The 23,384-nt window shown below is 35.0% G+C and carries 19 protein-coding genes; 13 read left to right on the forward strand and 6 right to left on the reverse strand.

Annotation, left to right across the window (positions count from 1 at the left end; all coding sequences use genetic code 11):
* Positions 1-161: 161 nt before the first annotated feature.
* The 4 genes from P177_RS01685 to P177_RS01700 all read left to right on the forward strand — a co-directional run bounded on the left by P177_RS01685 (position 162) and on the right by P177_RS01700 (position 6,961).
* Complete coding sequence (locus P177_RS01685; RefSeq protein WP_036157582.1) at positions 162-3,287, forward strand: VPS10 domain-containing protein; 3,126 nt, start codon at positions 162-164, stop codon at positions 3,285-3,287.
* A gap of 203 nt (positions 3,288-3,490) precedes the next feature.
* The gene (locus tag P177_RS01690; RefSeq protein WP_036157585.1) at positions 3,491-4,042 is read left to right on the forward strand and encodes a CopD family protein; all 552 of its coding nucleotides are present in this window, start codon (positions 3,491-3,493) and stop codon (positions 4,040-4,042) included.
* A 403-nt stretch (positions 4,043-4,445) separates the two neighbouring features.
* Complete coding sequence (locus P177_RS01695) at positions 4,446-5,822, forward strand: DUF3500 domain-containing protein (protein WP_051941673.1); 1,377 nt, start codon at positions 4,446-4,448, stop codon at positions 5,820-5,822.
* Positions 5,823-5,956: 134 nt separating this feature from the next.
* Positions 5,957-6,961 carry an alpha/beta fold hydrolase gene (locus P177_RS01700; protein ID WP_394330701.1) on the forward strand — a complete coding sequence of 335 codons (1,005 nt, stop codon included), beginning with the start codon at positions 5,957-5,959 and terminating at the stop codon, positions 6,959-6,961.
* A gap of 65 nt (positions 6,962-7,026) precedes the next feature.
* On the opposite strand, the gene P177_RS01705 is transcribed toward P177_RS01700, so the two are convergent.
* On the reverse strand, positions 7,027-10,365 hold the full coding sequence (locus tag P177_RS01705; RefSeq protein ID WP_245232990.1) for a sensor histidine kinase: 3,339 nt from the start codon (positions 10,363-10,365) through the stop codon (positions 7,027-7,029).
* Positions 10,366-10,501: 136 nt separating this feature from the next.
* Here P177_RS01705 and P177_RS01710 point away from each other — a divergent pair, with 136 nt between their 5' ends.
* From P177_RS01710 to P177_RS01725, 4 genes are read left to right on the forward strand one after another with little or no spacing between them, the layout of a single operon-like run.
* Positions 10,502-11,914, forward strand: a complete 1,413-nt coding sequence (locus tag P177_RS01710) for an ATP-binding protein (protein WP_036151213.1) — start codon at positions 10,502-10,504, stop codon at positions 11,912-11,914.
* A gap of 18 nt (positions 11,915-11,932) precedes the next feature.
* Positions 11,933-12,715, forward strand: a complete 783-nt coding sequence (locus P177_RS01715) for an enoyl-CoA hydratase/isomerase family protein (protein WP_036151215.1) — start codon at positions 11,933-11,935, stop codon at positions 12,713-12,715.
* A gap of 17 nt (positions 12,716-12,732) precedes the next feature.
* Entirely contained in the window at positions 12,733-14,286 is a 1,554-nt protein-coding gene (locus P177_RS01720) for a hypothetical protein (RefSeq protein WP_036151217.1), read from the forward strand.
* Positions 14,287-14,333: 47 nt separating this feature from the next.
* Positions 14,334-15,407: a PA0069 family radical SAM protein gene (locus P177_RS01725; protein ID WP_036151219.1), complete on the forward strand. Its 1,074-nt coding sequence runs from the start codon at positions 14,334-14,336 to the stop codon at positions 15,405-15,407.
* 2 nt (positions 15,408-15,409) lie between these two features.
* Here P177_RS01725 and P177_RS01730 read toward each other — a convergent pair whose 3' ends face one another.
* Positions 15,410-15,844 (reverse strand): hypothetical protein, encoded by a 435-nt coding sequence (locus P177_RS01730; RefSeq protein WP_036151221.1) that lies wholly within the window; start codon positions 15,842-15,844, stop codon positions 15,410-15,412.
* A 280-nt stretch (positions 15,845-16,124) separates the two neighbouring features.
* Between P177_RS01730 and P177_RS01735 the strand changes: the two genes are divergently transcribed.
* Positions 16,125-17,528, forward strand: coding sequence for a glycosyltransferase (locus tag P177_RS01735; protein WP_036151223.1), 1,404 nt, complete (start codon positions 16,125-16,127; stop codon positions 17,526-17,528).
* Positions 17,529-17,603: 75 nt separating this feature from the next.
* On the opposite strand, the gene P177_RS01740 is transcribed toward P177_RS01735, so the two are convergent.
* The 3 genes from P177_RS01740 to P177_RS01750 form a co-directional block, all read right to left on the reverse strand.
* A complete protein-coding gene (locus P177_RS01740) occupies positions 17,604-18,281 on the reverse strand; it encodes an HD domain-containing protein (protein WP_036151225.1) in 678 nt (225 codons plus the stop codon).
* Positions 18,278-18,862, reverse strand: a complete 585-nt coding sequence (locus P177_RS01745) for a lysophospholipid acyltransferase family protein (protein ID WP_316930769.1) — start codon at positions 18,860-18,862, stop codon at positions 18,278-18,280. Before P177_RS01745 ends, P177_RS01740 begins: the two co-directional genes overlap by 4 nt.
* Positions 18,863-19,096: 234 nt before the next feature.
* Positions 19,097-19,507: a BrxA/BrxB family bacilliredoxin gene (locus P177_RS01750; RefSeq protein ID WP_036151229.1), complete on the reverse strand. Its 411-nt coding sequence runs from the start codon at positions 19,505-19,507 to the stop codon at positions 19,097-19,099.
* A 130-nt stretch (positions 19,508-19,637) separates the two neighbouring features.
* On the opposite strand from P177_RS01750, the gene P177_RS01755 reads away from it, so the two are divergent.
* The 4 genes from P177_RS01755 (at position 19,638) to P177_RS01770 (ending at position 23,153) form a co-directional block, all read left to right on the forward strand.
* On the forward strand, positions 19,638-20,378 hold the full coding sequence (locus tag P177_RS01755) for a TerB family tellurite resistance protein (protein WP_036151231.1): 741 nt from the start codon (positions 19,638-19,640) through the stop codon (positions 20,376-20,378).
* A 26-nt stretch (positions 20,379-20,404) separates the two neighbouring features.
* A complete protein-coding gene (locus tag P177_RS01760; RefSeq protein ID WP_036151232.1) occupies positions 20,405-20,989 on the forward strand; it encodes a HupE/UreJ family protein in 585 nt (194 codons plus the stop codon).
* A gap of 86 nt (positions 20,990-21,075) precedes the next feature.
* Positions 21,076-21,513: a deoxycytidylate deaminase gene (locus tag P177_RS01765; protein WP_036151235.1), complete on the forward strand. Its 438-nt coding sequence runs from the start codon at positions 21,076-21,078 to the stop codon at positions 21,511-21,513.
* A 14-nt stretch (positions 21,514-21,527) separates the two neighbouring features.
* Complete coding sequence (locus P177_RS01770) at positions 21,528-23,153, forward strand: S41 family peptidase (protein WP_036151237.1); 1,626 nt, start codon at positions 21,528-21,530, stop codon at positions 23,151-23,153.
* Here P177_RS01770 and P177_RS01775 read toward each other — a convergent pair.
* A complete protein-coding gene (locus P177_RS01775) occupies positions 23,150-23,353 on the reverse strand; it encodes a hypothetical protein (protein WP_036151239.1) in 204 nt (67 codons plus the stop codon). The genes P177_RS01770 and P177_RS01775 overlap by 4 nt on opposite strands.
* Positions 23,354-23,384: the final 31 nt, after the last annotated feature.

Below are 23,384 nucleotides of genomic sequence, written 5' to 3' on the forward strand. Positions count from 1 at the left end.
ACGGTCATTTCGAGTGAGTTTTTGAAGTATGAAAAAATTAGTATCGAGAAACTTTTGTGTTCAAAATGTTTCTCGATACAATTTTTCTTTAAGCATAACTCCAAGAAAACTGCTCAAACCGACAATTTAGAATGCCTAAAACAACAACCAAACAACCTAAAATGAAAAAACAACTACTCTTTTTTATAGCGGTACTGGCAACCACCATAACTTTTGCCCAAAATGCCAACGATTATTTTCAACCTTTAAAATTCAGAAATATTGGTCCGTTTAGAGGTGGGCGTTCGGTAACTGCAACTGGGGTTATTGGTGACCCCATGACTTACTATATGGGTACAACTGGTGGCGGAGTATGGAAAACAGAATCTGCCGGGCAACGTTGGGAAAATATTTCTGATGGTTATTTTGAACTGGGCTCTGTTGGTGCGGTTTCTGTATCGGCATCAAACCCAAACATTGTTTATGTAGGTATGGGCGAACATGCGCCACGTGGGGTAATGACATCTTATGGTGACGGAGTATATAAGTCTACTGATGCGGGTAAAACTTGGAAGAAAATGGGACTTGAAAAAACCCAGCATATTTCAAGAATCATTATTCATCCAACAAATCCTGATATTGTTTATGTGGCTGCACAGGGTGCTCTTTTTGAGGGTAATGCTGAACGTGGTGTTTATAAATCTGTTGATGGTGGTAAGACTTGGAAAAACACGCTTTTCGTTAATAATTTAACTGGTGCTTCTGAGCTTTCTATGGATGCTAATTATCCTGAAATTATGTATGCCGCTATGTGGGAACATCAACGTAAACCGAATATGGTTGTTAGTGGTGGTGCAGGTAGTGGTCTTTATAAGTCTACGGATGCTGGAGAAACTTGGCAGAAAATACATAATGGGCTTCCGGAGGAAAAAGGAAAAATGGCAATAGCGGTTAGTCCGTCAAATTCTAATAAAGTTTATGCGCTCATTGAAAGTGATTCAGATGCAGATAAAGGCGGACTTTTTGTTTCAAATGATGCCGGTGCCTCTTGGAGTATGGTTAGTGGAGACAATAGATTGGTACAACGCGCTTGGTATTATATTGAGGTTTTTATAGACCCAAACGATGAAGATACAGTGTATGTTTTAAGTGCACCTGCGCTTCGTTCTGAAGATGGTGGAAAAACATGGGAAACGCTTTCAGGAACTCATGGAGATTATCATAACCTATGGATTAATCCTGATAATTCTAAGAATATGGTGATTGCCAATGATGGTGGGGCTGCCGTTTCTTTTGATTATGCAAAAACTTGGTCCACTCAAGATAACATGCCTACAGCTCAATTTTATCGTATTAGTGTGGACAATCTGTTTCCGTATAATATTTATGGAGGTCAACAAGATAATAGGTCTGTGAAGATATCTAGCTTATCTGCAGGTAGCAGTAGTATTACAACTAGAGATTGGACAGATTCTGCGGGTGGTGAGAGTGCCTTTCTAGCCTTTGATCCAGACAACCCAAGATATGTTATGGGAGGTCAGTATTTAGGTACGGTAGAGGTGATGGATATGGAGTCTAAAGCGGCAACTCAAATCATGCAAGCGCCTATTCAATATTTAGGTCGCGAGGCTAGGGATATGAGGTATTTGTTTAATTGGAATGCTCCGATAATAGCTTCTACGCATGAATTGGGCACCTTTTATCACGGAGCGCAATATGTATTTAGAACCCGTGATATGGGTCTAACTTGGGATAAAATTTCTGATGACCTTACACGCAATATAGATGCCAAACAAGGTAATGGTGGTGGACCATATACTAATGAAGCAGTAGGTGCCGAGAATTATGGTACGCTGGCTTACATATTAGAATCTCCGCATGAAAAAGGATTTATCTGGACAGGTAGTGATGATGGATTGGTGCACTTGACTAAAAACGGTGGTGAAACTTGGGAAAATGTAACCCCTAAAGGATTAAAAGAATGCTTGATTAATGCGATAGAGGTTTCTCCGCATGATCCTGCCACGGCTTACATTGCTACAACACGATATAAATTCAATGACTATACGCCAGGTTTCTATAAAACAACAGACTATGGTAAAACTTGGACGGCTATAAACTCCGGTATTCCTTATGGTGCTTTTACGCGTGTAGTTCGTGAAGATGAGTTTAAAAAGGATTTACTTTACGCCGGTACGGAGAAAGGTATCTATGCATCATGGAACGGAGGCAAATCTTGGGAACCTTTTCAATTGAATTTACCAAAAACACCTATTACCGATTTAAAAATGCATAAAGGTGATATGGTAGTGGCTACTTCTGGTCGCTCTTTCTGGATTCTAGATGATGTAATTGCACTTGGGCAATACCAACCTTCTAAAACGGGACTTCAAATTTTAAAGCCCAAAGATGCTTATAATGGTTCTTGGAGAAGTCCGTTGAGTGGTAATTCAGATAAATTTACGGGTAGTGATGCATTTAACGGCATTAATCCAGCTAACGGGGTGGTATTGTATTATGAGCTCCCAAAATTAGCAGATAGTACGGCAATTGCATTAGAAGTTTCAGATGCTAAAGGAAAAGTAATTAGAACCATTAGTTCAGAAAAAGATCCTACATACAAACCACATAATGGTGGTGGTTCGCCACCTGCACCAACTTTAAGTAAGAAAAAAGGATTGAATCGTTTTGTTTGGGATATGAAACACCCAATTATGCCAGGAGTACCTGATGTATATATTGAAGCAGGATTTAGCGGACATAAAGTTTCCCCTGGTACGTATACTTTTAAATTAATAGTAGACGGGCAAACAGTTGCTACGACCGGAACAATAAAAGAGGTGCCTACCTATGAGACAAAACCTGGTCAGTATGAAGAATTTGATGCGTTTATGACTACCGCAGAAGCAGAGTTGACAGAAATGCATAATATGATCAATCAGTTGTATGCGGCTCAAAAAGACTTGACCGAAGTATTGAAAAAAGTTATGGACCCTAGCGTTAAAACAGCGGGCGAAAAATTACTTGCGGATATGAAAGCTTGGGATGCCGATATGGTACAGCGTAAATCTCAAGCATATGATGATGTAGAGAATTTCCCAAATAAGTTTTCTGCGGAATATATATTCATGATCAATCAAACAAATAGTAGTATTCCAAGATTAAACAAGGCAAGTAAAGACCGTAAGGCTGAATTAGATACGCAATGGACTGGTTTAAAAGCTAAAGGAAAGCAATTCATCAATACAGCTATACCTGCTTACAATAAAACGTTATGGGATGTAGGAGTGGGTGCTATAAGATTATAAGATAAGTTCTATTCGCTTTTACTAACTTTGAACTTGTTTAAGTTGAGAAAAGAGAAAAGAGAAAAGAGAAAATAGAATATAGAAAAGAGAAGGGAGAAATTAATTTTGCACTTGTGTTTGAGTTTGAGTTTTGAATTTGAATTTGAATTTGTTTCTTGCTTTTTAGCTTGCCTCTTGAACTTGAGTTTGTTTTTATAAGCCTTATGACAGAATATTACAATTATATAAAATCCCTGCATCTCATTTTCGTAATAACGTGGTTTGCAGGGCTTTTTTATATTCCTAGATTATTCATTTATCATATAGAAGCTCACCTAAAAGCATCACCTGAAAAGGAAATTCTTTCCAAACAATTGAAGTTGATGGCCAAACGCTTGTGGTATATTATTACTTGGCCATCGGCTGTATTGGCGGTATTTTTTGCCATTTGGTTGCTTATTATTTACCCAGGATGGTTATCGCAACCTTGGATGCACATAAAACTTGGTTTTGTAGTGTTATTGATATTATATCACCTAAAAAACCATCAAATTTTCAAGAAGTTTCAACAAGATGATATTCAATACACCTCTAAATTCATGCGTATATGGAATGAAGGTGCCACGCTAATTTTATTCGCAGTTGTCTTCTTGGTGATTTTGAAGAGTTCTTTTAATTGGATTTTTGGGGTAGTGGGTATTATAGTTTTAGGAATACTTTTAATGCTGGGAATAAGACTATACAAAAGAATAAGGAACAAGAATCCCGAAGCTTAGTGTACTATTAAAAGACGTAATAGCAACAAGTATAAGTAGTTCTTATTGAAAACTAAAATGCAGGTTATACAGTTTTGATGGCTTTTGTTTTAATCAGTTTTCAGGTTTACTTTCTCCTTATTTGGTAAAGGAACAAAGCTATTTTGTACCATTCATTTTCTTCGAAATTTTAGGGTGTCCTTCTCAATACAATCGTTTTTTTAATAGAGTCCTCTATTCACTGAAAACCTCATGCCATTCACTGAAATTGCGCATTTTACGTTAAATCATTATTCATATTTGTGGTTACATGAAAGGAAGTAAAAAGAGGTATTAATGAGATGGAACGCTAGGGTTTCTTTTATTGATTCTAATGTTGACTTGCACCTAAATAGTATTGAATCCAAAATTTGAAATATATATTATGAAAAAAACATTTTTAATTTTGCCAGGACTACCCTTGTTATTTCTTGTAACGCTATTGCTATTAAGTTGTTCAGATGATGATTCTACAACGAGTGACACCACGTATGAAACAACAGATGATGACATTACCGAAGATGATACTACAGATGAGGACAGCTCAGAAGACACCTTTTCCTTAGAATGTACAACTGACGATGCCGAACAGTCTGTAAATACTGAAATAGAGACCATGCGACAGACCGTTGTAGATTTTAGAAACTCTCTTTCCACCACTCTTTTGGAAGAAGCATCTGTATGTTTAGATGATGAACGTTTTTACCTTTGGCATAATACTCCTGCGAATGATGAAAATAGGGATGGTATTACTTATGGTGATCTTACTGATGACCAATTAATAGCTTTTAAAGATATTTTACAGTTGTTTTTAAGTTCAGGAGGGTATCAAAAAGTGTATGAGATTACTGAGTTGTCAGAAGGCTGGTTAAATAACGTTCAAAGTACTGTTTGGGATCCAGATTTTTACTCAATAGATATGTTCGGTGACCCGGAAACAAGTGGCTCATGGGGTTTTCAATTAGATGGTCACCATTGTGCGGTAAATTTTTTGGTCGATGGCGATAATGTTTCCATAGTTCCTGCATTTTTAGGGGGTGAACCTGCTGCCGATACATGGAACGGAGAAGATTTTGATATTTTTTCTGACGAAAGAGATTTGGCTTTGAATCTTTACAATAGTTTAGAGTCGACTGAACTTGCTTCTGCATCTTCAACATCTACGTCACATTCATTAGAAGTTGGTCCTGCAGATATGAACGGTGACCCAGATCCTTATATTGGTACGTATGACTATTCTGAATTTGCCACTGGCTTAAAGTATTCCGATATGTCGGAAACTGCTCAAGCAAATCTTATTTTGGTCATGCAAGAATATGTATATAATTTAACCGATAGTTTTGCTGACGTTTGGTGGACGGATATTATGGAAAACATTGATGATACCTATTTTGTTTGGATAAATGATTCTGATTCTACACCCACTGCAACTTCGCAATTTTATTATAGAATTTACAATCCGTATTTATGGGCAGAATTTAATACCGAAGGTTCCACAGGTGCCAACTCCAGCACTATTGCAGATTATAACCATGTGCATACCATTACAAGAATACCGAATAACCCAACTACGGATAATGGTGGGGATTATGGAATTTTTGCTTACCTGATAAATCAAGACGGACCAAAAACGCTTTTGGAACATTACGTACTCGCAGATCATCATAAAGCAAGTAAATTAAAATTTGATTATAAGCTTACTTCTAGTGATAACTCTATAAGTCATAATCTTAGTGGCCAAACACAATCTCACGAAGGATAAAAGTTAATTAATAGGGTCTAATATTGTTAAACAGAAAAGAACAACCTTAAAAATGTTGTTCTTTTCTGTTTTTTTTGTGTTTTACAGTTAAAAAGGCTGCTACAGCTTTGTTAATTTTAGATAATCGTAAAAGTATGAAGATGAGAAATATAATGATGTTAGGGTTAATTAGTGTGTTTATCCAATTTTCATTTGCACAGTCAAACAACCTGAAATGGCTTGATATTGAATTGGCGAACTATGAATATCCTTTTGATGTTTCTGAGTTGAATTTAAAAGTTCAAGGTCAAGATCTGCAAATGTCTTACATGGATGTAAAGCCTTCTAACTTTAACGGCAAGAGCATTGTGCTTTTTCACGGTAAAAACTTCAATGGAGCCTATTGGAAAACTACAATCGAAGCACTGACTGAAGAAGGCTATCGCGTAATTGTACCGGATCAAATAGGCTTTGGTAAATCTTCTAAACCAGCATATTTTCATTATACATTTCAACAATTGGCACGCAATACAAAAGAGTTGCTTGATACCTTGAAGATAACTAAAACGACTATTTTAGGGCATTCTATGGGAGGCATGCTGGCTACTCGATTTGCGCTAATGTACCCTAAAACAACAGAGAAGTTGGTTTTGGAAAACCCCATCGGACTTGAAGATTGGAAATTAAAAGTGCCTTACAAACCTGTTGAATGGTGGTATGCCAATGAACTTAAGAAAAGTTATGAAGGCATTAAAAATTACCAATTGAAAAATTATTATGATAATAAGTGGAAAAGCGACTATGATCAATGGGTAAATTTATTGGCCGGTTGGACATTGAATTCAGATTATGATAGAATTGCCTGGAATGCTGCGCTAACCTATGACATGATTTTTACACAACCTGTAGTGTATGAGTTTAAAAATATTACTACACCTACGTTATTAATTATTGGTACAAGAGATAGAACGGCACTTGGTAAGCCATTAGTTTCTGATGAGGTGAGAAAAACAATGGGACTTTATAATCAATTAGGTAAAACAACACAGCAGCGCATACAGAACGCTCAATTAGTGGAAATAGATGATATTGGTCATTTACCACATATTGAAAAATTTGAAAGCTTTATTACCCCATTAATTAAGTTTTTAAAAGAATAAGTATTGGTTATACAAAGCTTGTTGGGGTATATTTTTTAATATGTAGATATGCCTAATTTATTCAATTAAGACTTCAAGGAGTTTTTTGCTTTTTTTGCCGCAATTTTAGCTTTTGGTAGTACAAGCTTAAAGGTTGCTCCCTTGTTCTTACCTTCCGATTCTGCTATGATGGTACCACCATGAGAAATGGCAATTTGTTTAACCATATACAAACCTAAACCTGTTCCCTTTACGTTATCATGAAATCTTTCAAATGGGGTGAACAATTTTTCTAATGCCTGCTCGTCCATACCTAAACCATTATCTTTTACCAAAAAGATATTATTGTCACCATCCTCCTCAAAATCCACAATTATTTTAGGGTTAGGTTGATCGCCCATATATTTTATGGCATTGTCCAAGAAATTTCCAAAAACTTGTATTATTCTATTAAGGTCACCAAAAATACTGGGAAGGTTTTCAGCTATGGTAAGCTCTATATTTTTGTTCTTGAGCTGGCTTTTAATAAGATTTCTTGACAGCGCTAATATTTCATTTGTTTTTAAAAGCTCATTTTTATTTTCAATTTTACCTAACCTAGCTATTTCAGTTATGTCAGATATTAATTCGTTCATATTATTACAAGAAACGTCAATTAAACTCAAGTACTCGGCTACATCTGGGTGGTCTTCTAGTTCCATTTCTAATGGTATTAGACTGGCCAATCCTTTAATGTTGCTTAACGGACTCTTTAAATCATGGGATACTGCGTATGTAAAACGTTGAATTTCTTCGTTTTTTGATTTTAAATTGTCTGCGGCTTCTACAAGTTTATTTTTTTGAAATTGTAGTTCTTTAGTACGTTCGTCAACTTTCAATTCTAGACTTCGTTGATTTTTTCTGATATTTTGTAGTTTAATATGTTGTGCTATATAGAATATCAATAATACGAGAGCGATCATTAATGCCTTAAACCACCAAGTTTGCCAATAAGGTGGGGTAACTGTAATATGGAGATCTATTTCGTTATCAACCCAAACACCATCAGAATTAGTAGATTTTATTCTTAATGTATATTCTCCGGGATTTAAATTTGTATATGTTGCTGTAGGATGGTTGCCAACATAATTCCAATCTTTTTCAAAACCTTCAAGGTAAAATGCATAATTAACACTTTCTGGGTGTCTAAAAGTAAGGGCTTTAAAATCTATATTTATAACAGATTGATCGTAGTTAAAGGTTAGGGAGTCTACTTGACTGATATCTTTTTCTAATATTCCAAAGTCATCATTTGGTAAAACGGGTTGATTAAAAAGTTTCAATCCAGAGACAAATAACGTAAGTGTGTCTTTTCGTTTTTCAACATCACTTGCAGTAAAAATATTAAAGCCATTAATGCCACCAAATATATATTCCCCTTTTTTAGTAGTTATAGATGAACTTGCAATAAATTCTTTAGATTGAAGACCATCGCCTACATCGTAATTAATTGTTTCTCCGGTTTTGTTGTTATATCTAATGATTCCTTCTTCGGTGCTAAGCCATAAGTGGTTGTTTTGATCGTCTATAATACCTTTAATAGCGTCGTTTTTTAAGCCGTCAGCCTTGGCAATCACTAAAAATGAATCTGTTTCTGGGTTATATTTGTTAAGTCCACCTTGTGTACCTACCCAAATGGTATCTTCGATATCTTGAATAATAACATTGATAAAACTATTGCTTAAAGAATTTTTGGTATGATAATGAACAGTTGACCATTCGTTGCCATTTTTTGTTAGCTTAAACAAACCTGTGTTCAATGTTCCAATCCATATATTACCTTGGTTGTCTTCAAAAATCTGGTATATGGAGTTAATTATACTGCCGTCAATTTCTGATTTAAGCGTTATATTTTCATGTGTTTTTGTTTTGGGGTCATACACTTGTACACCTGAAAAGTAGTTTACTATCCAAATTCTTTCTTTTTTATCTTTTAAAAGATCAATAATTATATTTGATTTTAAAAATGAATTTTCTGAAGTTAGTACACTGGTTTTTTTGGTTTTTGTATTAAGTATAGCTATACCATTTGTCCATGTTCCCGCCCATAATTCGTCATCTTTGGTCTGTATTATGGAAAGAACTACATTACTGGGAAATGTTTTATTTCTTAGCGAATAATTTTCAAATGTATCTGATGCACGGTCCCAATAATCAATACCTCCACCATCTGTGCCAATCCAAAGGTTGCCTTTATCGTCTTCTGCAAAGCAGTTCACTAATTTATTACTTAGTCTCTTTGGGTTGAATGGGTCAGAATTTACATGTCTAAATTTATAGTATTCTTTATCATAAATGTTCAGCCCACTTTTATAAGGGGCAATCCACATTGTACCGTCTCGTGTACATAATAAAGCCCATATAGAATTACCGGAAATGGAATTGGGTCTTGTAACACTGTACTCAATATGTCTTATAAAATCTAGATTGTCATTGTAAATATATAAACCGTTATTTTCTGTGCCTATCCACAATTCATCATCAAGATTTTTTTCTAAAGATCGTATACCAAAACCAGGACTAACCTCTTTTTCTTTGGTGAAATTAATTGAATTGTCTGTTATGTCCAGCTTAAATAGAGAGCCAGTTCCGGAACCTATCAATAAACTATTATCTGATGATTTTATGCCGGTGATCATTGCCTCTGTTTGCAATATTTTACTAATAATCTCCATCTCATAATTAAGGATAACGGTATTATAGGTAAAAACAACTAGAACGCGGTTAGCATCTAAAACATCAATTTTAATAACTTTATTAAGTCTAGGATTGCCAATATTTATATGTTTATTAGGGGGAGGAAAATGTTTTACTTTACCAGTTTCTAGCTCGTAACTATAAAAACCGCTAGATTCTGACCCCAGCCAAAGTATACCGTCTTTTTTAACTATTATCTCAAAAACTTCGTCCTTGATGGTTTCACCTTCGTTGATGAACGGATATGGAGTTATAATATTTAAACTACGATCATAAAGGCTAAGACCCTCATTTGTACCGATGATAATATTTTGTCCATCTTCATGTAAGGCTACAATATATTCGTGTTTTAGACCAGTTATGCCATCTAAACTTTTGGTGTAAATTTCAAAATCTTTTCCATCATATCTGTTCAGCCCATTTCTGGTTCCTATCCAAATAAAACCAAAATTATCTTCCAAAAGTACGGTAGCACTACTTTGAGACATGCCATCTTGTATGTGCTGAAAATTAAGAGATTCTTGCTGCTGAGATTGTGCAGAATACGGACAGAGGACGACTACTAAAAAGGTAATAAACGTGAAGAGGTATTTTAATAACATGTTAACCTTTACATAAGTATTTTGTATTAACGCAATTAAAAGTAAGAAATTACTTTCAGATTTATTTTGTTTAATAAAACTTTGCATTAGAACATGATTCAATTTAGTGTTTTTTAGTCTGAACTTTAGGTTTAGCTGATTTTGGTGCGATATTTGCTAACTTTGAAGAAACGCATAACTTTTGTTAACAAGGTTTTCTCTTAGGACACGCATATTTGTATCAATGATTTTATTGGTCTTAATTGCATCTGTTTTAATATTTGGAATAACTGTTTATCAGTTTAGAGAAATAAATATAGATTACCATGAAAATAGAATGGAGCGTAAAGAGGAGCAGATACGTCAAAGTATTGATCTTGCCATTCAAAAAACAACTTACCCTGTTACTACAGAGAACCTTGATTTAATATTCAAAAATGAGATTTATGAGATTGCCGTAGTGCAAAACATGAATTTTAATATTTATAGCTTAGAAGGTGAATTAATAAAGAGTTCTCGTCCAAAATTTGCTAACGACTCTATTTCCATGTGTTTAGATGCTGAGGTGCTGAATAAATTAGAGGTGAGTCCTATTAAACGCTATGTGCGGGAGAATGCTTTGGCGGGCGATAAATATCAAGCATCTTTCACATATATCGCTGATCAAAAGTTTAAACCAATAGGTATATTAAACCTACCTTATTTTGAAGATAACTCATTCAACGACCATGAATTAAAAGAATTTTTATGGCGATTACTAGGTGTATACTTGTTGATGTTACTTATGGCGATATCATTCGCATTTTTCATATCTAAATACATTACCCGTTCTTTAGAGACCATATCTACTATGATGGGTAGAACGAACTTAAGCAAGCAAAATAAAAAGATTTACATTGATAACCCTGGTGAGGAGATAGAGAAGTTGATTGCCGCTTATAATGGTATGATAGATGAATTGGGGCAAAGTGCCGTAAAATTGGCGCGTAGTGAGCGCGAGCAGGCTTGGCGGGAAATGGCAAAGCAAGTGGCACATGAGATCAAGAATCCGCTAACACCAATGCGACTTACTGTACAAAGCTTTGAACGTAAATTTGATCCGGAAGACCCGTTGATCCATGAAAAACTTAGAGAATACTCAGATACTTTAATTCAGCAAATAGATACTATGAGCAGCATAGCATCTGCGTTTTCTAATTTTGCCGAGATGCCTGCGCAACAGAATGAGACGCTGAACGTGGTTAAAATTGTAAAACTGGCTTTAGATATCTTTAATGAAGATTATATTCATTTCATTGCTGAGGAAGAGGAAATAATTGCGAAATTAGATCGCACACAGTTAATACGTGTAGTAACCAATTTGGTAAAGAATGCTATTCAAGCAGTGCCAGATGTGGTATCTCCAAGAGTTTTGGTCAGTGTGGCATCTGAAGGTGATATGGTTAAAATATCTGTGGCAGATAATGGTTATGGTATTGAAAAGGATAATGAAGAAAAAATATTTGAACCTAAGTTTACCACTAAAACTAGTGGTATGGGGCTAGGATTAGGAATGGTAAAAAATATTGTGGAAACTTATAAGGGATCTATCAACTTTACGTCTCATTTAGGGAAGGGTACGGTTTTCTGTGTAAAGTTTCCCAGAGAAAATGTATAATTCAACAAATCAACAACAATGTTATACGAAACGTTATTAATTAAAAAAGAGGATACTACAGCAATTGTAACTATCAATCGCCCTACTAAATTAAATGCTTTGAATAAGCAAACCATAGGCGAACTACATGAAGCTTTTAAAGATTTGAAAAAAGATGAGACCGTAAAGGCTATTATTTTGACCGGTAGTGGTGAAAAAGCATTTGTTGCCGGTGCAGATATTTCAGAATTTTCTGATTTCAGTGAAAAAGAAGGAAAAAAATTAGCGGCTAAGGGTCAGAAACAATTATTCGATTTTGTAGAAGACTTATCTAAACCTGTAATTGCAGCAGTTAACGGTTTTGCCTTAGGTGGCGGATTAGAACTGGCAATGGCCTGTCATTTTAGAGTGGCAAGTGATAATGCCAAAATGGGACTGCCAGAGGTGTCTTTAGGTGTTATACCTGGTTACGGTGGTACCCAACGTTTACCGCAATTAGTGGGGAAAGGAAGAGCTATGGAAATGATCATGACCGCAGGTATGATTTCTGCAGAACAGGCAAACGCTTATGGCTTGGTAAACCATGTTACTACGCAAGAAGAATTATTGCCATTGTGCCATAAAATTATCTCTAGAATAACCAATAACTCATCTGTAGCCATTTCACATGCAATAAAAGCAGTAAATGCTGGTTTTAAGAATACTGTAAATGGTTATGAGCAGGAAATTGAAGCTTTTGGTGCCTGTTTTGGAACAGATGATTTTACCGAAGGTACCACTGCGTTTTTAGAGAAAAGAAAAGCAGAGTTTCCAGGTTCATGACATAAACCAAACTGGTTATGTTAAAACGTAGCGCTTTTTTATTTTTATTTCTTATTAATGTTATAAGCTCCTTTGCTCAAGAAGAACTTGTATCCTATACTATTGGTGAAAAATTTCATGATAAATATAGATACTCTAACATGCTTGCCATCGCAGATGATGGTAGCGAAGGTACTGTTATAGTCCGTGCATATTATACAGGTATTGTATTAAGACCAAAAGGGTATTTTATTGAACATTATAATAAGGATTTAGAGCTAGTCTCTGAATATAATTATAAACTTAAAAATGCCAATTTCATAGACGCCTATGTTCGTAACGGGCAGGTTTATTTGTTGTTTTTAGAGTACAACTATAATACTAGAAGTTATCAGTATGAAGTGCATAGAAGCCCGTTCTCTCAATTTCAGTTTACAAAAGAAACCCTGCTATCTATTGCCTCTGAGCCAGTAGAACAGCCTTTAGATAGAAATTTCTATAATAGAAACTTCTCATCTGGCTTTACCACTTCTATTTTATTCAATGATGATAAATCGGCATTTGCCATAACTACACATTATAAGAAAAGAAAGATTGATCAACACACAATTCATGTATTCAATGCCAACTTAAACAAGTTAATGGAGCATGATTTTTCTGATGAGGTAGAAGAAAAGAATTATGCATTTGAAAATATTGCTTTTTCAAATGATTTGCAGAATGTGTATTTGGTAGGTAAGGCATATTTTAAAAAGAAACGTTTTAATGCTACGGAGCGTAAGTTTCAATACGAAATGATTCGAATTTCTAACAGCGATAGAAGCACTCAGTCATTTTATACTCCGGGTAAGTTTCCTGAATCTTTAAAACCTATTTTTAGAGGTGATGAATTGCTTTGTATCGGTTTTTATGCGGATAGAAAAGATAATCGTTATAATGGAATATCTTATTTCAACTTAGACCCGAAAACCCTAGAAATGAAGACTCAAAAATTTAACCAGTTTTCTGAGCAGTTTATGATGGATAAGTTTGGGCGTGAAGATGACAAGGCTATAAAAGATTTAGTGTTTAAAGGAATGGATATCACTAATGAAGGCAATATTCTATTTAATGCTGAAGAGTACTTTACAAGTAAAAGTGTACAATCTAACTCTAGTGGCGGACGCGTTGCGGTAACTAGATATCACCATAATGATATTATCAGTGCAAAATTGAGCTCCACTGGAGATTTAATTTGGGCAAGAAATATCAACAAGACAGAGGTAACACAGGGCGATGGTGCTTATGCTTCTTATAGTGCTTACACAAAAAATAATACAACTTACTTTTTTATTAGTACGTCTTCAGAAAATCCGCAGCAGTTGAGTGAAGACCGTATCATGTTCAAGCAAGGACTAAGTAGAAATAGAAATGTATTCTTAATTAGATTGGATGAAAACGGACATATGAAATACAACAAGGTTATTGACGATACAGAAGCTCGTTTGCCTTTGATGGTATCTGTACCTTATATTGATAGACAGAACGATGAATTAATGTTCTACGCAAAAAGAGGAACCAAAAAACAATTGGTTCAAGTGGGTGTTAAATAAATAAAATATTAGGATTTATTCCATAATTTTGGAATAAATCCTATTTAATGAAATACAATTCTTCGGTTAAAGGAAGAGGTGCCCAGAAAAATACTAGCAATAAATTTTCTGCATATAGTTATGAAACTAGAGATGATTTTCTCGAATTCTGCCGAGTAGAAGGCGAAGTTGCTGATAGAAATAAAACCCAATACATACCTATATTTCCAAAAACGATAGTGAATAAAGTAACCAGTCCAGACGTTGGTATGAGTTATTCCATGAACATGTACCAAGGTTGTGAGCATGGTTGTATATACTGTTATGCCAGAAATGCACATGAATTTTGGGGATATAGTGCAGGATTGGATTTTGAACGAAAAATTCTGATAAAACACGATGCGCCTAAGCTGTTAGAAGCTAAATTAAGAAGTAAAAGTTGGAAGGCGTGTACCATAGTCATGTCCGGTAATACAGATTGTTATCAACCTGTAGAAAAGCAGTTTGAACTAACTAGAAAGTGTTTAGAGGTATTCTTAAAATATAGGCATCCGGTGGGCATCATAACAAAAAACGCATTGATTTTGCGCGATTTGGATATTTTAAAAGAACTTAATGAATACGGATTAATAGGTGTAAACATTTCTGTTACCTCCTTATCCGAAGAAACAAGAAGAATTTTAGAACCTAGAACTACTACAATTAAAAAACGGCTTGAAGCTATACGTATTTTATCTGAAAACGGTATACCGGTCAATGCTATGTTGGCACCAATTATACCAGGAATAAATAGTCATGAGATTTTGAAATTGGCTAAAGCGGTTTCAGAAAATGGTGCCTTGTCTATGGCATTCACGGTAGTTAGATTAAACGGAGCAATTGGCGAGATTTTTACTGATTGGATTCATAGAACATTACCTGACAAGGCAGATAAAGTTCTGAACCAAATTAAAAATTGCCATGGTGGTAATCTAAACGACAGTAGATTTGGTGTAAGAAGCAAGGGCGACGGTAAAATTGCTACTCAAATCCATGATATGGTTCGTTTGGCGAAGAGAACATATTTTAAAGATAAATCTTTTCCCAAATTAAATACCAGTCTACACGAATCATATAAAGACGGACAGCTAAAACTATTCTAAGGTTAATCTGTTTTACGTGGGTGTATAGATTGTCCAACCAATTTCCAATCGCCATCTATTTTTTCTAGAATACGTATTTCATAGGTGTAGCTGGTAATACCGTCTGCAGTGGTAGATTCTTCGTCATGACTTACCCACGCATGGTTTTCAGCAATATTCATTTTGTAATTAGAATTTTTAGAAGTGCCGCCTTTACCTACCATGTTTTTTGGAGGATTGATCATCATGATTGGTGGTACATCAATACTATTTCCATCTGCCATGGAAACAAATATTCTACTGTAAGGCTTTATAGACCAACAAGAGGCATGTGCTTCTATATCTCCTGATCGCCAATTAGAAGATTCTTTCTCTAAAAGTGAAATAATAGCTTCTTCCTGAGTTTGTGAGTAACCTAAGTTAATAGTAAGAAGAAGTAATAGAAAAAGATTTTTCATATGATATTTTATTTAGATTATTTGAAATAGACTTAGTATCTCTATTTCCTCGATTATTAATATAACTGTATGAAAGCTAGTTAAATATTGCATATAAGTCAAAAAATTGTGGTTTTGAATTAGTTAATCAAATTAAAAAAGTGTGTAATAGTAAGGGGTAAAAATTTTCTTTAGAAAGTTTTGTTAAAATAAAATCCAAAAGGTAATTCTAAGCGTAGATAGCACAAGAAATAAATATTTAGAACTATTTATATAAACCAAGAACACTACCAAAGAAAATATGAAAACTTTAAAAAATAATACCGAGAAAACAGAGAAGAAAGGATTCTTCTCTAGAATGAAACATTTAATTGAAAATGCCAATGCATGGGGTGTTTTTGTAATGGGTAGCACATTTGTAATGATGTTTGGATCTGCTTACCTAGCATATATTTTACAAAACGATTTTACACAACTACATTTAGAGAGAAGAAGTTCAATGATCGGATTTATATTCATGGTCGTTGCTGCTGCTTTTTTTCTCTTTAAATTGAGTTTCTTTATTTACACCTTCATAAGATTTTTAAAATATAAAGCAATACCGTCTGTATCTGATGAAGAGTTGCCAACGGTTACGGTTATCGTTCCTGCTTACAACGAGGGAAAACAAGTGTGGGCAACCTTAAAGAGTTTAGCGGAAAGTGATTATCCAGAAGATAAAATTCAATTATTGGCTATTGACGATGGTAGTAAAGATGATACTTGGACTTGGATGCAAGAAGCTAAAAAGGAATTGGGTAACAGAGTTTCTATTTGTCAACAACCTAAAAACATGGGTAAGCGTCACGCATTGTACAGAGGTTTTAATGAAGGTACAGGTGAGATATTTGTAACGGTTGATAGTGATTCTATCGTTGATAAAGATACTTTAAGAAATTTAGTAAGTCCGTTTATTGTTGATGAGAACTGTGGTGCGGTAGCAGGTAATATTCGTGTTCTTAATAATAAGAAAGAGATTTTGCCTAAAATGTTAGACGTGAGTTTTGCACTTAGTTTTGAGTTCGTTCGTTCTTCTGAAAGTACGTTGAATTCAGTATTATGTACACCAGGTGCTTTAGCGGCTTACCGAGCTACTGCGGTATTTGGTTGTTTAGATGAGTGGATCAATCAAACTTTTATGGGTCAAGCTTCAGATATAGGTGAAGATAGAGCAATGACGAACATGATTTTAAAGCAAGGCTTCCACGTATTGTTTCAAAGAAATGCATTTGCGTACACTAACGTCCCTGAAAAATATAAAGGTCTTTACAAGATGTTTATTAGATGGGGTAGAAGTAATGTACGTGAGAACATTCAAATGTCTAAGTATGTATTTACGAACTTTAGAAAAGGACCTAAGTCGGGTACTAGATTATTGTTCTTTAGCCAATTCTCAAGAATTGTATTATGTTACCCATTTGTGTTATTTATGTTAATATTTGTTTTCACGCATCCATTACTATTCTTAAGTTCTACTTTCGTTAGTATATTGGTCTTGTCAACTTTTCCGGTATTGTTCTATGCTAAAAGATACTCGCTATCAGAATCTATTTGGGCATATTCATACAGTGTATTGTTCACATTCGGTCTATTCTGGATTACACCATATGCTATTGCTACGGCAAGTAGAAGCGGTTGGTTGACTAGAGAGTTGCCGCAGAAATAATTGTAAAGGAAATAAAATAAAAAAGGGTCTCAATGCATGTTGAGACCCTTTTTTAATGGTTTGAAGTTGTTGAATCTAACTTAAATTCTTTAAAGGACTCCACTCTTGATAAAATTGTTCTAGAAAATCAATCATGTATTGGTGTCGCTCTTCTGCCAATCGTTTTCCGGTTTCGGTATTCATTTTATCCTTGAGAAGCAAAAGCTTTTCGTAAAAATGATTTAGTGTTGGTGCAGATGATTTTTTGTACTCTTCTTTGGTCATCTCTAGGTTAGGCGGTATACTTGGGTCATAGAGTGCTCTATTTTTAAACCCGCCATAGTTGAATGCTCTTGCAATACCTATAGCGCCAATAGCATCTAAACGGTCGGCATCTTGTACAACTTTTAATTCTTTAGAAGAAAATAGCTTCTTTTTCATTTTGCCGTCTGTTAAACCGGCTTTAAAAGAACTGTATTTGATAATATTAGTGACATGGTTGATGGTTCTTTTAGGTACACCAAGACTCAGTAAAAAATCTTCTGCCATTTTCGGTCCTAAAGATTCATCGCCATCATTAAACTTAGCATCAGCAATATCATGTAGTAGGGCGCCCAAACTTACTACCAGAATATTTACATCTTCTTCCTTTGCAATGAGCATAGTATTGTTGAAAACGCGTTGAATGTGAAACCAGTCATGACCTCCCTCTGCATTTTTTAAAGTTTCTTTTACAAAGGTTATGGTTTCTTCTATTATTTCTGAGTTGGTCATTTAAAGGAATTTATACCGCTTACCACGGATGCTTCAATTTGTTTGATAAGGTCGTCTAAATTTCCGTTGTTTTCAATAGGCTGTTGTATATCTAAACGTACATTAGCACCTAAGCCCATTGGAAATTGCCCAAAGCGAACCAATTTCCACGAATTATTGATACTTATAGGAACAATCAGGGCAGAAGGAGCTTTTTTAAGCAGCATTTTAAGTCCCATTGGCTTAAATGGTTTTGGGTGTCCATCTCTACTTCTGGTCCCTTCCGGAAAAATAACTGCGCTTCTTTTATGCTTCTCAATATAGGTGCCCAATTTACCAATTTGCATAATTGCTGACTTGCCATCTTTTCTGTCTATAAGAACGGAACCACCGTGAACGAGGTTAAAAGATACGCTGGGTATGCCTTTGCCCAGTTCTTTTTTGCTAACAAACTTTGGGTGGTGTTTGCGCATATACCAGATTAACGGAGGAATATCATACATACTCTGGTGATTGGTGACAATAATTAAAGGTCTATCTGTAGGTAAATCAAAATTATTGGTGAAGTTGTACGTAGTACCCAAAATATTGGTACTTCGCATTAGACAAAAGTTTAATTTACTAACAGCGGGCTTTAAACCGTTGTAACCAAATATTTTAAAACCTAGCCATTGAATGGGATGAAATATCCCAAGGCATAGACCAAATGCTAAGAAAAAAATGGGTGACAATATATAGGAAAGCGATTTCTGCATTCTACAAAAATAAAAAACCGCTCAATTAGAGCGGTTTTTTAATCCTATTATTTTTGTTTGAAAATAATCGAAACAATAAATTTAGCAGAACTCGTCGTAAGCCTGTGCTAAATTCTGAGCAATCATTTCAGCTGGTCTCCCTTCAATATGGTGACGTTCTATCATATGAACCAATTCACCATCTTTGAACAATGCCATAGAAGGAGAAGAAGGAGGAAAAGGAACCATAAGGTTTCTTGCCGCATCAACAGCTTCTTTATCTACACCTGCAAATACAGTAACTGCATGGTCAGGTTTTTTATCGTTCTGCAAGCTCATTTTGGCAGCAGGTCTTGCGTTTGCCGCTGCACAACCACAAACAGAATTTACAACAACTAAAGTTGTTCCTTCTTTATTGATGGCATTTGCAACTGCATCTGCTGTATATAATTCTTCAAATCCGGCAGAAGCCAGATCATCTCTCATTGGTTTTACTAATTCCGCAGGGTACATATTCTTAATGTTTTAATTAAACTATTACAAAGATAATCAATTAGTCGCAGCACTGCTTAAGACCTTAACTTTTCATTGGCCTAACTTTCTATTCGTAATATTTTATCTTTGGCAAAATTGAGCATACGAAATGATTAAATGGTTAGGAGCCGTAATTGGTTTTTCTTTTAGAGGTTTATCTGGGGCAATTTTGGGCTTTTTTGCCGGGAGTATTATAGATAGCTTTTTTGGGTCTAATAAAGGCAGCGCACGTAGCGTTTTTGAGGATTATACAAGACCGAACGTAACAGCGGCAGATTTTGAACTGAATTTACTATCCTTATGCTCTATTGTTATTAAGGCAGATGGGCAGGTGAGTCAGTCAGAAATGGATTATGTACGTCAGTATTTTGTGAGCACCTATGGCAAGGACAAAGCGAACGCTATTTTTAGAAGTTTTAATGAAATTAATAAGAAAGGACAGATATCTGCACAGAAAGTTTGTACTTTTTTGGCACAACGTACCCGGTATGAAGTACGTTTGCAATTACTGCATTTTTTATTCGGGATAGCCCAGTCAGACGGGAATATTAGTAATCCTGAAATTCAGAAAATTCGGGAAATAGCAGGATATCTTAGGGTTTCTTTAAATGAATTTGAAAGTATAAAAGCCATGTTCGTTAAATCTGCGAACAACTCTTACAAAATTTTAGACATTCAAAAATCAGCGACTGATGCCGAAGTAAAAAAGGCATATAGAGCGATGGCTAAAAAATACCACCCGGATAGAGTGAATACTAAAGACGAGGCTATAAAGAAAGGTGCGGAAGAAAAGTTTAAGCAAGTACAAGAGGCTTATGAGACCATTCAAAAAGAACGTGGATTAAATTAGAATACTAATTATTTAGATATAGTGGAATGCAAGAATTTTGGTTTTATATAGAGTTAGGTTTGCAACATGTATTGGATATAAATGCATATGACCATATATTGTTTTTAGCAGCTCTTGCGCTTCCGTTTACATTTAAGAGTTGGAAAAATGTATTGCTTTTGGCTACCGTTTTTACATTTACACACTGTTTGGCATTAGTATTCTCTGTTTACGAAGTAATGGTGATAGATGCTAGTTGGATCGAATTTTTAATACCTGTTACCATAGTTAGCACGGCTCTTTTTAATTTAGTAGGAAGCACCGATAAAAATGATGATAAATCTATTTGGTTTCATGTTCTCGTCACCGGTATTTTTGGACTAGTTCATGGTTTTGGGTTCTCAAATTATTTTAAAATGATGATTATGGGGGAAGAAGATAAATTAGCTCCCTTATTGGGTTTTGCTGGCGGTATTGAAATATCTCAGGTAGTTATTGTGCTTTTAGTGTTGTTATTGGCTTACGTGGTTCAGACGATATTAAAGGTAAAACAAAGTTTATTTGTAAAGGTGGGCAGTATTTTGATCATTATAATCACTATTCCCTTACTTTATGAAACATTTCCGTTTTAAGATTGTTAAATTTTAGCCTAAGCTATTGTCCGTACTATTTAAAGCAGGTACCTTAGGACAAAGTGCTTTAGCAAAGCATATTAGAAATGAAGAAAGAGAAACAATTAAAATATGATAGGGCTTATTTAAGAATGGCTAAAGAATGGGGGAAATTGTCTTCATGTAAAAGAAAGCAGGTAGGAGCCATAATCGTAAAAGATAGAATGATTATTTCTGACGGGTATAACGGCACCCCAACTGGTTTTGAAAATTATTGTGAAGATGAAGATGGGTATACCAAGTGGTATGTTTTGCATGCCGAAGCCAATGCTATTCTAAAAGTGGCAAGTTCAACACAGTCTTGTCAAGGGGCTACATTGTACATTACTTTATCGCCTTGTAGAGAATGTAGTAAGCTAATACACCAGTCTGGTATTAAACGTGTAGTCTATCAAGTTGGGTATAAGGATGATTCTGGTTTAAAATTTTTGGAGAAAGCCGGGGTTGAAATACAACACATGCCAGAAATAAATGTGACAAACTAACGTTAACACTAATGATGAATAAAAAATACAGTGCTCTATTTCCTTTAATTATCGCTTCTGCTCTTGCATTAGGGTTTTTTATTGGAGGAAAACTGAATTTTAATGACTCTCCAGAACGACTTTTCTCAACCAATTCTAAAAAAGATAAATTAAACAGGTTAATTGACTACATCGATTATGAATATGTAGATGATGTCAATACTGATAGTATAGTCGATGTTACCGTGAATAGTATTCTAGAAAAATTAGATCCACACTCAGTTTATATTTCTGAGAAGGAAATGTCTGGAGTATCCGAAAACATGAAGGGTGATTTTGTAGGTATCGGCATTAATTTTTATACTTATAAAGATTCTATTGCCGTTATAAAAACGGTAAAAGATGGTCCAAGTTATTCTAAGGGTATTTTGCCAGGTGATCGTATTCTAATGGCAGATAATGATACCCTTTACGGAAAAGATTTTCCTAGTGAGGTTATTGTTGAAAAACTGAAAGGTAAAGAAGGTACATCTATTGAACTTACCGTTTATAGAAAATCTGAAGATAGAACATTTAATGTCAAGGTTAGGCGTGGGATAGTACCTTTAAAAAGTGTTGACGCCTTTTACATGCTAACCAAGGATATTGGGTATATTAAGGTGAATCGTTTTGCAGAATCTACTTATAAGGAATTTAAGGATGCCTTGATAAAATTACAGAAGCGTGGTGCAGATAAACTAGTGTTGGACTTACGTGATAATCCTGGTGGTTATTTAGGCATGGCAGAAGAAATGGCAGATGAGTTTCTTGAAGACGGTAAGCTAATCTTATTTACCAAGAACAAAAAAGGGAAAATCAATAAGAGCTTTGCCACAGATCACGGTAGTTTTGAAGACAAGCCAATTTATGTATTGATCAATGAAAGGTCTGCCTCTGCTAGTGAAATTGTAGCAGGTGCTTTACAGGATAATGATATAGGTACTATTGTTGGTCGCCGTTCTTTTGGCAAAGGTTTGGTACAACGTGAAATGGCTTTAGGCGATGGCTCAGCGGTAAGATTAACTGTTTCTAGATATTATACTCCTACAGGTAGAAGTATTCAAAAAACGTATGCTAACGGTACCAAAGATTACTATCAACGTTTTACAGATAGATTCCATAGTGGAGAAATGATTTCTGTTGATAGTATTAAAGTAGCTGATTCCTTAAAATTTACAACCCCAAAGGGGAAAGTAGTTTACGGTGGTGGGGGTATTATACCAGACGTATTTGTGCCCATAGGCAACAATGAAAAAGAAGCTGTTGAAAGTATGGACAATTTAGGTTTTTTGTCCTTTTTTGTATTTGAACATTTAGATGAAGGTCGCGAAAGATATGCTCAGTATTCCCAAGAAGAATTTGTGAATGACTTTAGGGTTGACGACATACTTTTTGAGAAATTTGTATCGTATTCAGTAGATAGAAACCTGAGAATGAATTTCTACGATTATGAGCAGAGCATCAAACGATTTTTAAAAGCCAACATAGCAGAGCAGTTATTTAATACTAACATACATGCTAAAATTAAGTCAGACGAAGACCTTATGCTTCAAAAGGTATTGGAGCTAGATGGTGGCGTAATCCAGCAAGAAGAATCTGGCGAAATCAAAGCCAATAATTAATCTTCATTAATTTTATCTTGAATCTTTCTACTGGTAATGAATACCAAAAGAAGTACAATGGCACATAACGATGCCATTATTCCAATTAATGCTATTGTACTATTTTTCTCAAAAGGGTCGGCAAAATTCACTAGCGTTACATTATAGGCTATAAGTGCAACTGCAATTACTATGAATATTATGGATAATGTCTTGCTCATAAAATAGTTTTTATAAAAATACAACCTATAA

It is taken from the genome of Maribacter forsetii DSM 18668, from assembly GCF_000744105.1.
Classification (GTDB): Bacteria; Bacteroidota; Bacteroidia; order Flavobacteriales; family Flavobacteriaceae; genus Maribacter; species Maribacter forsetii.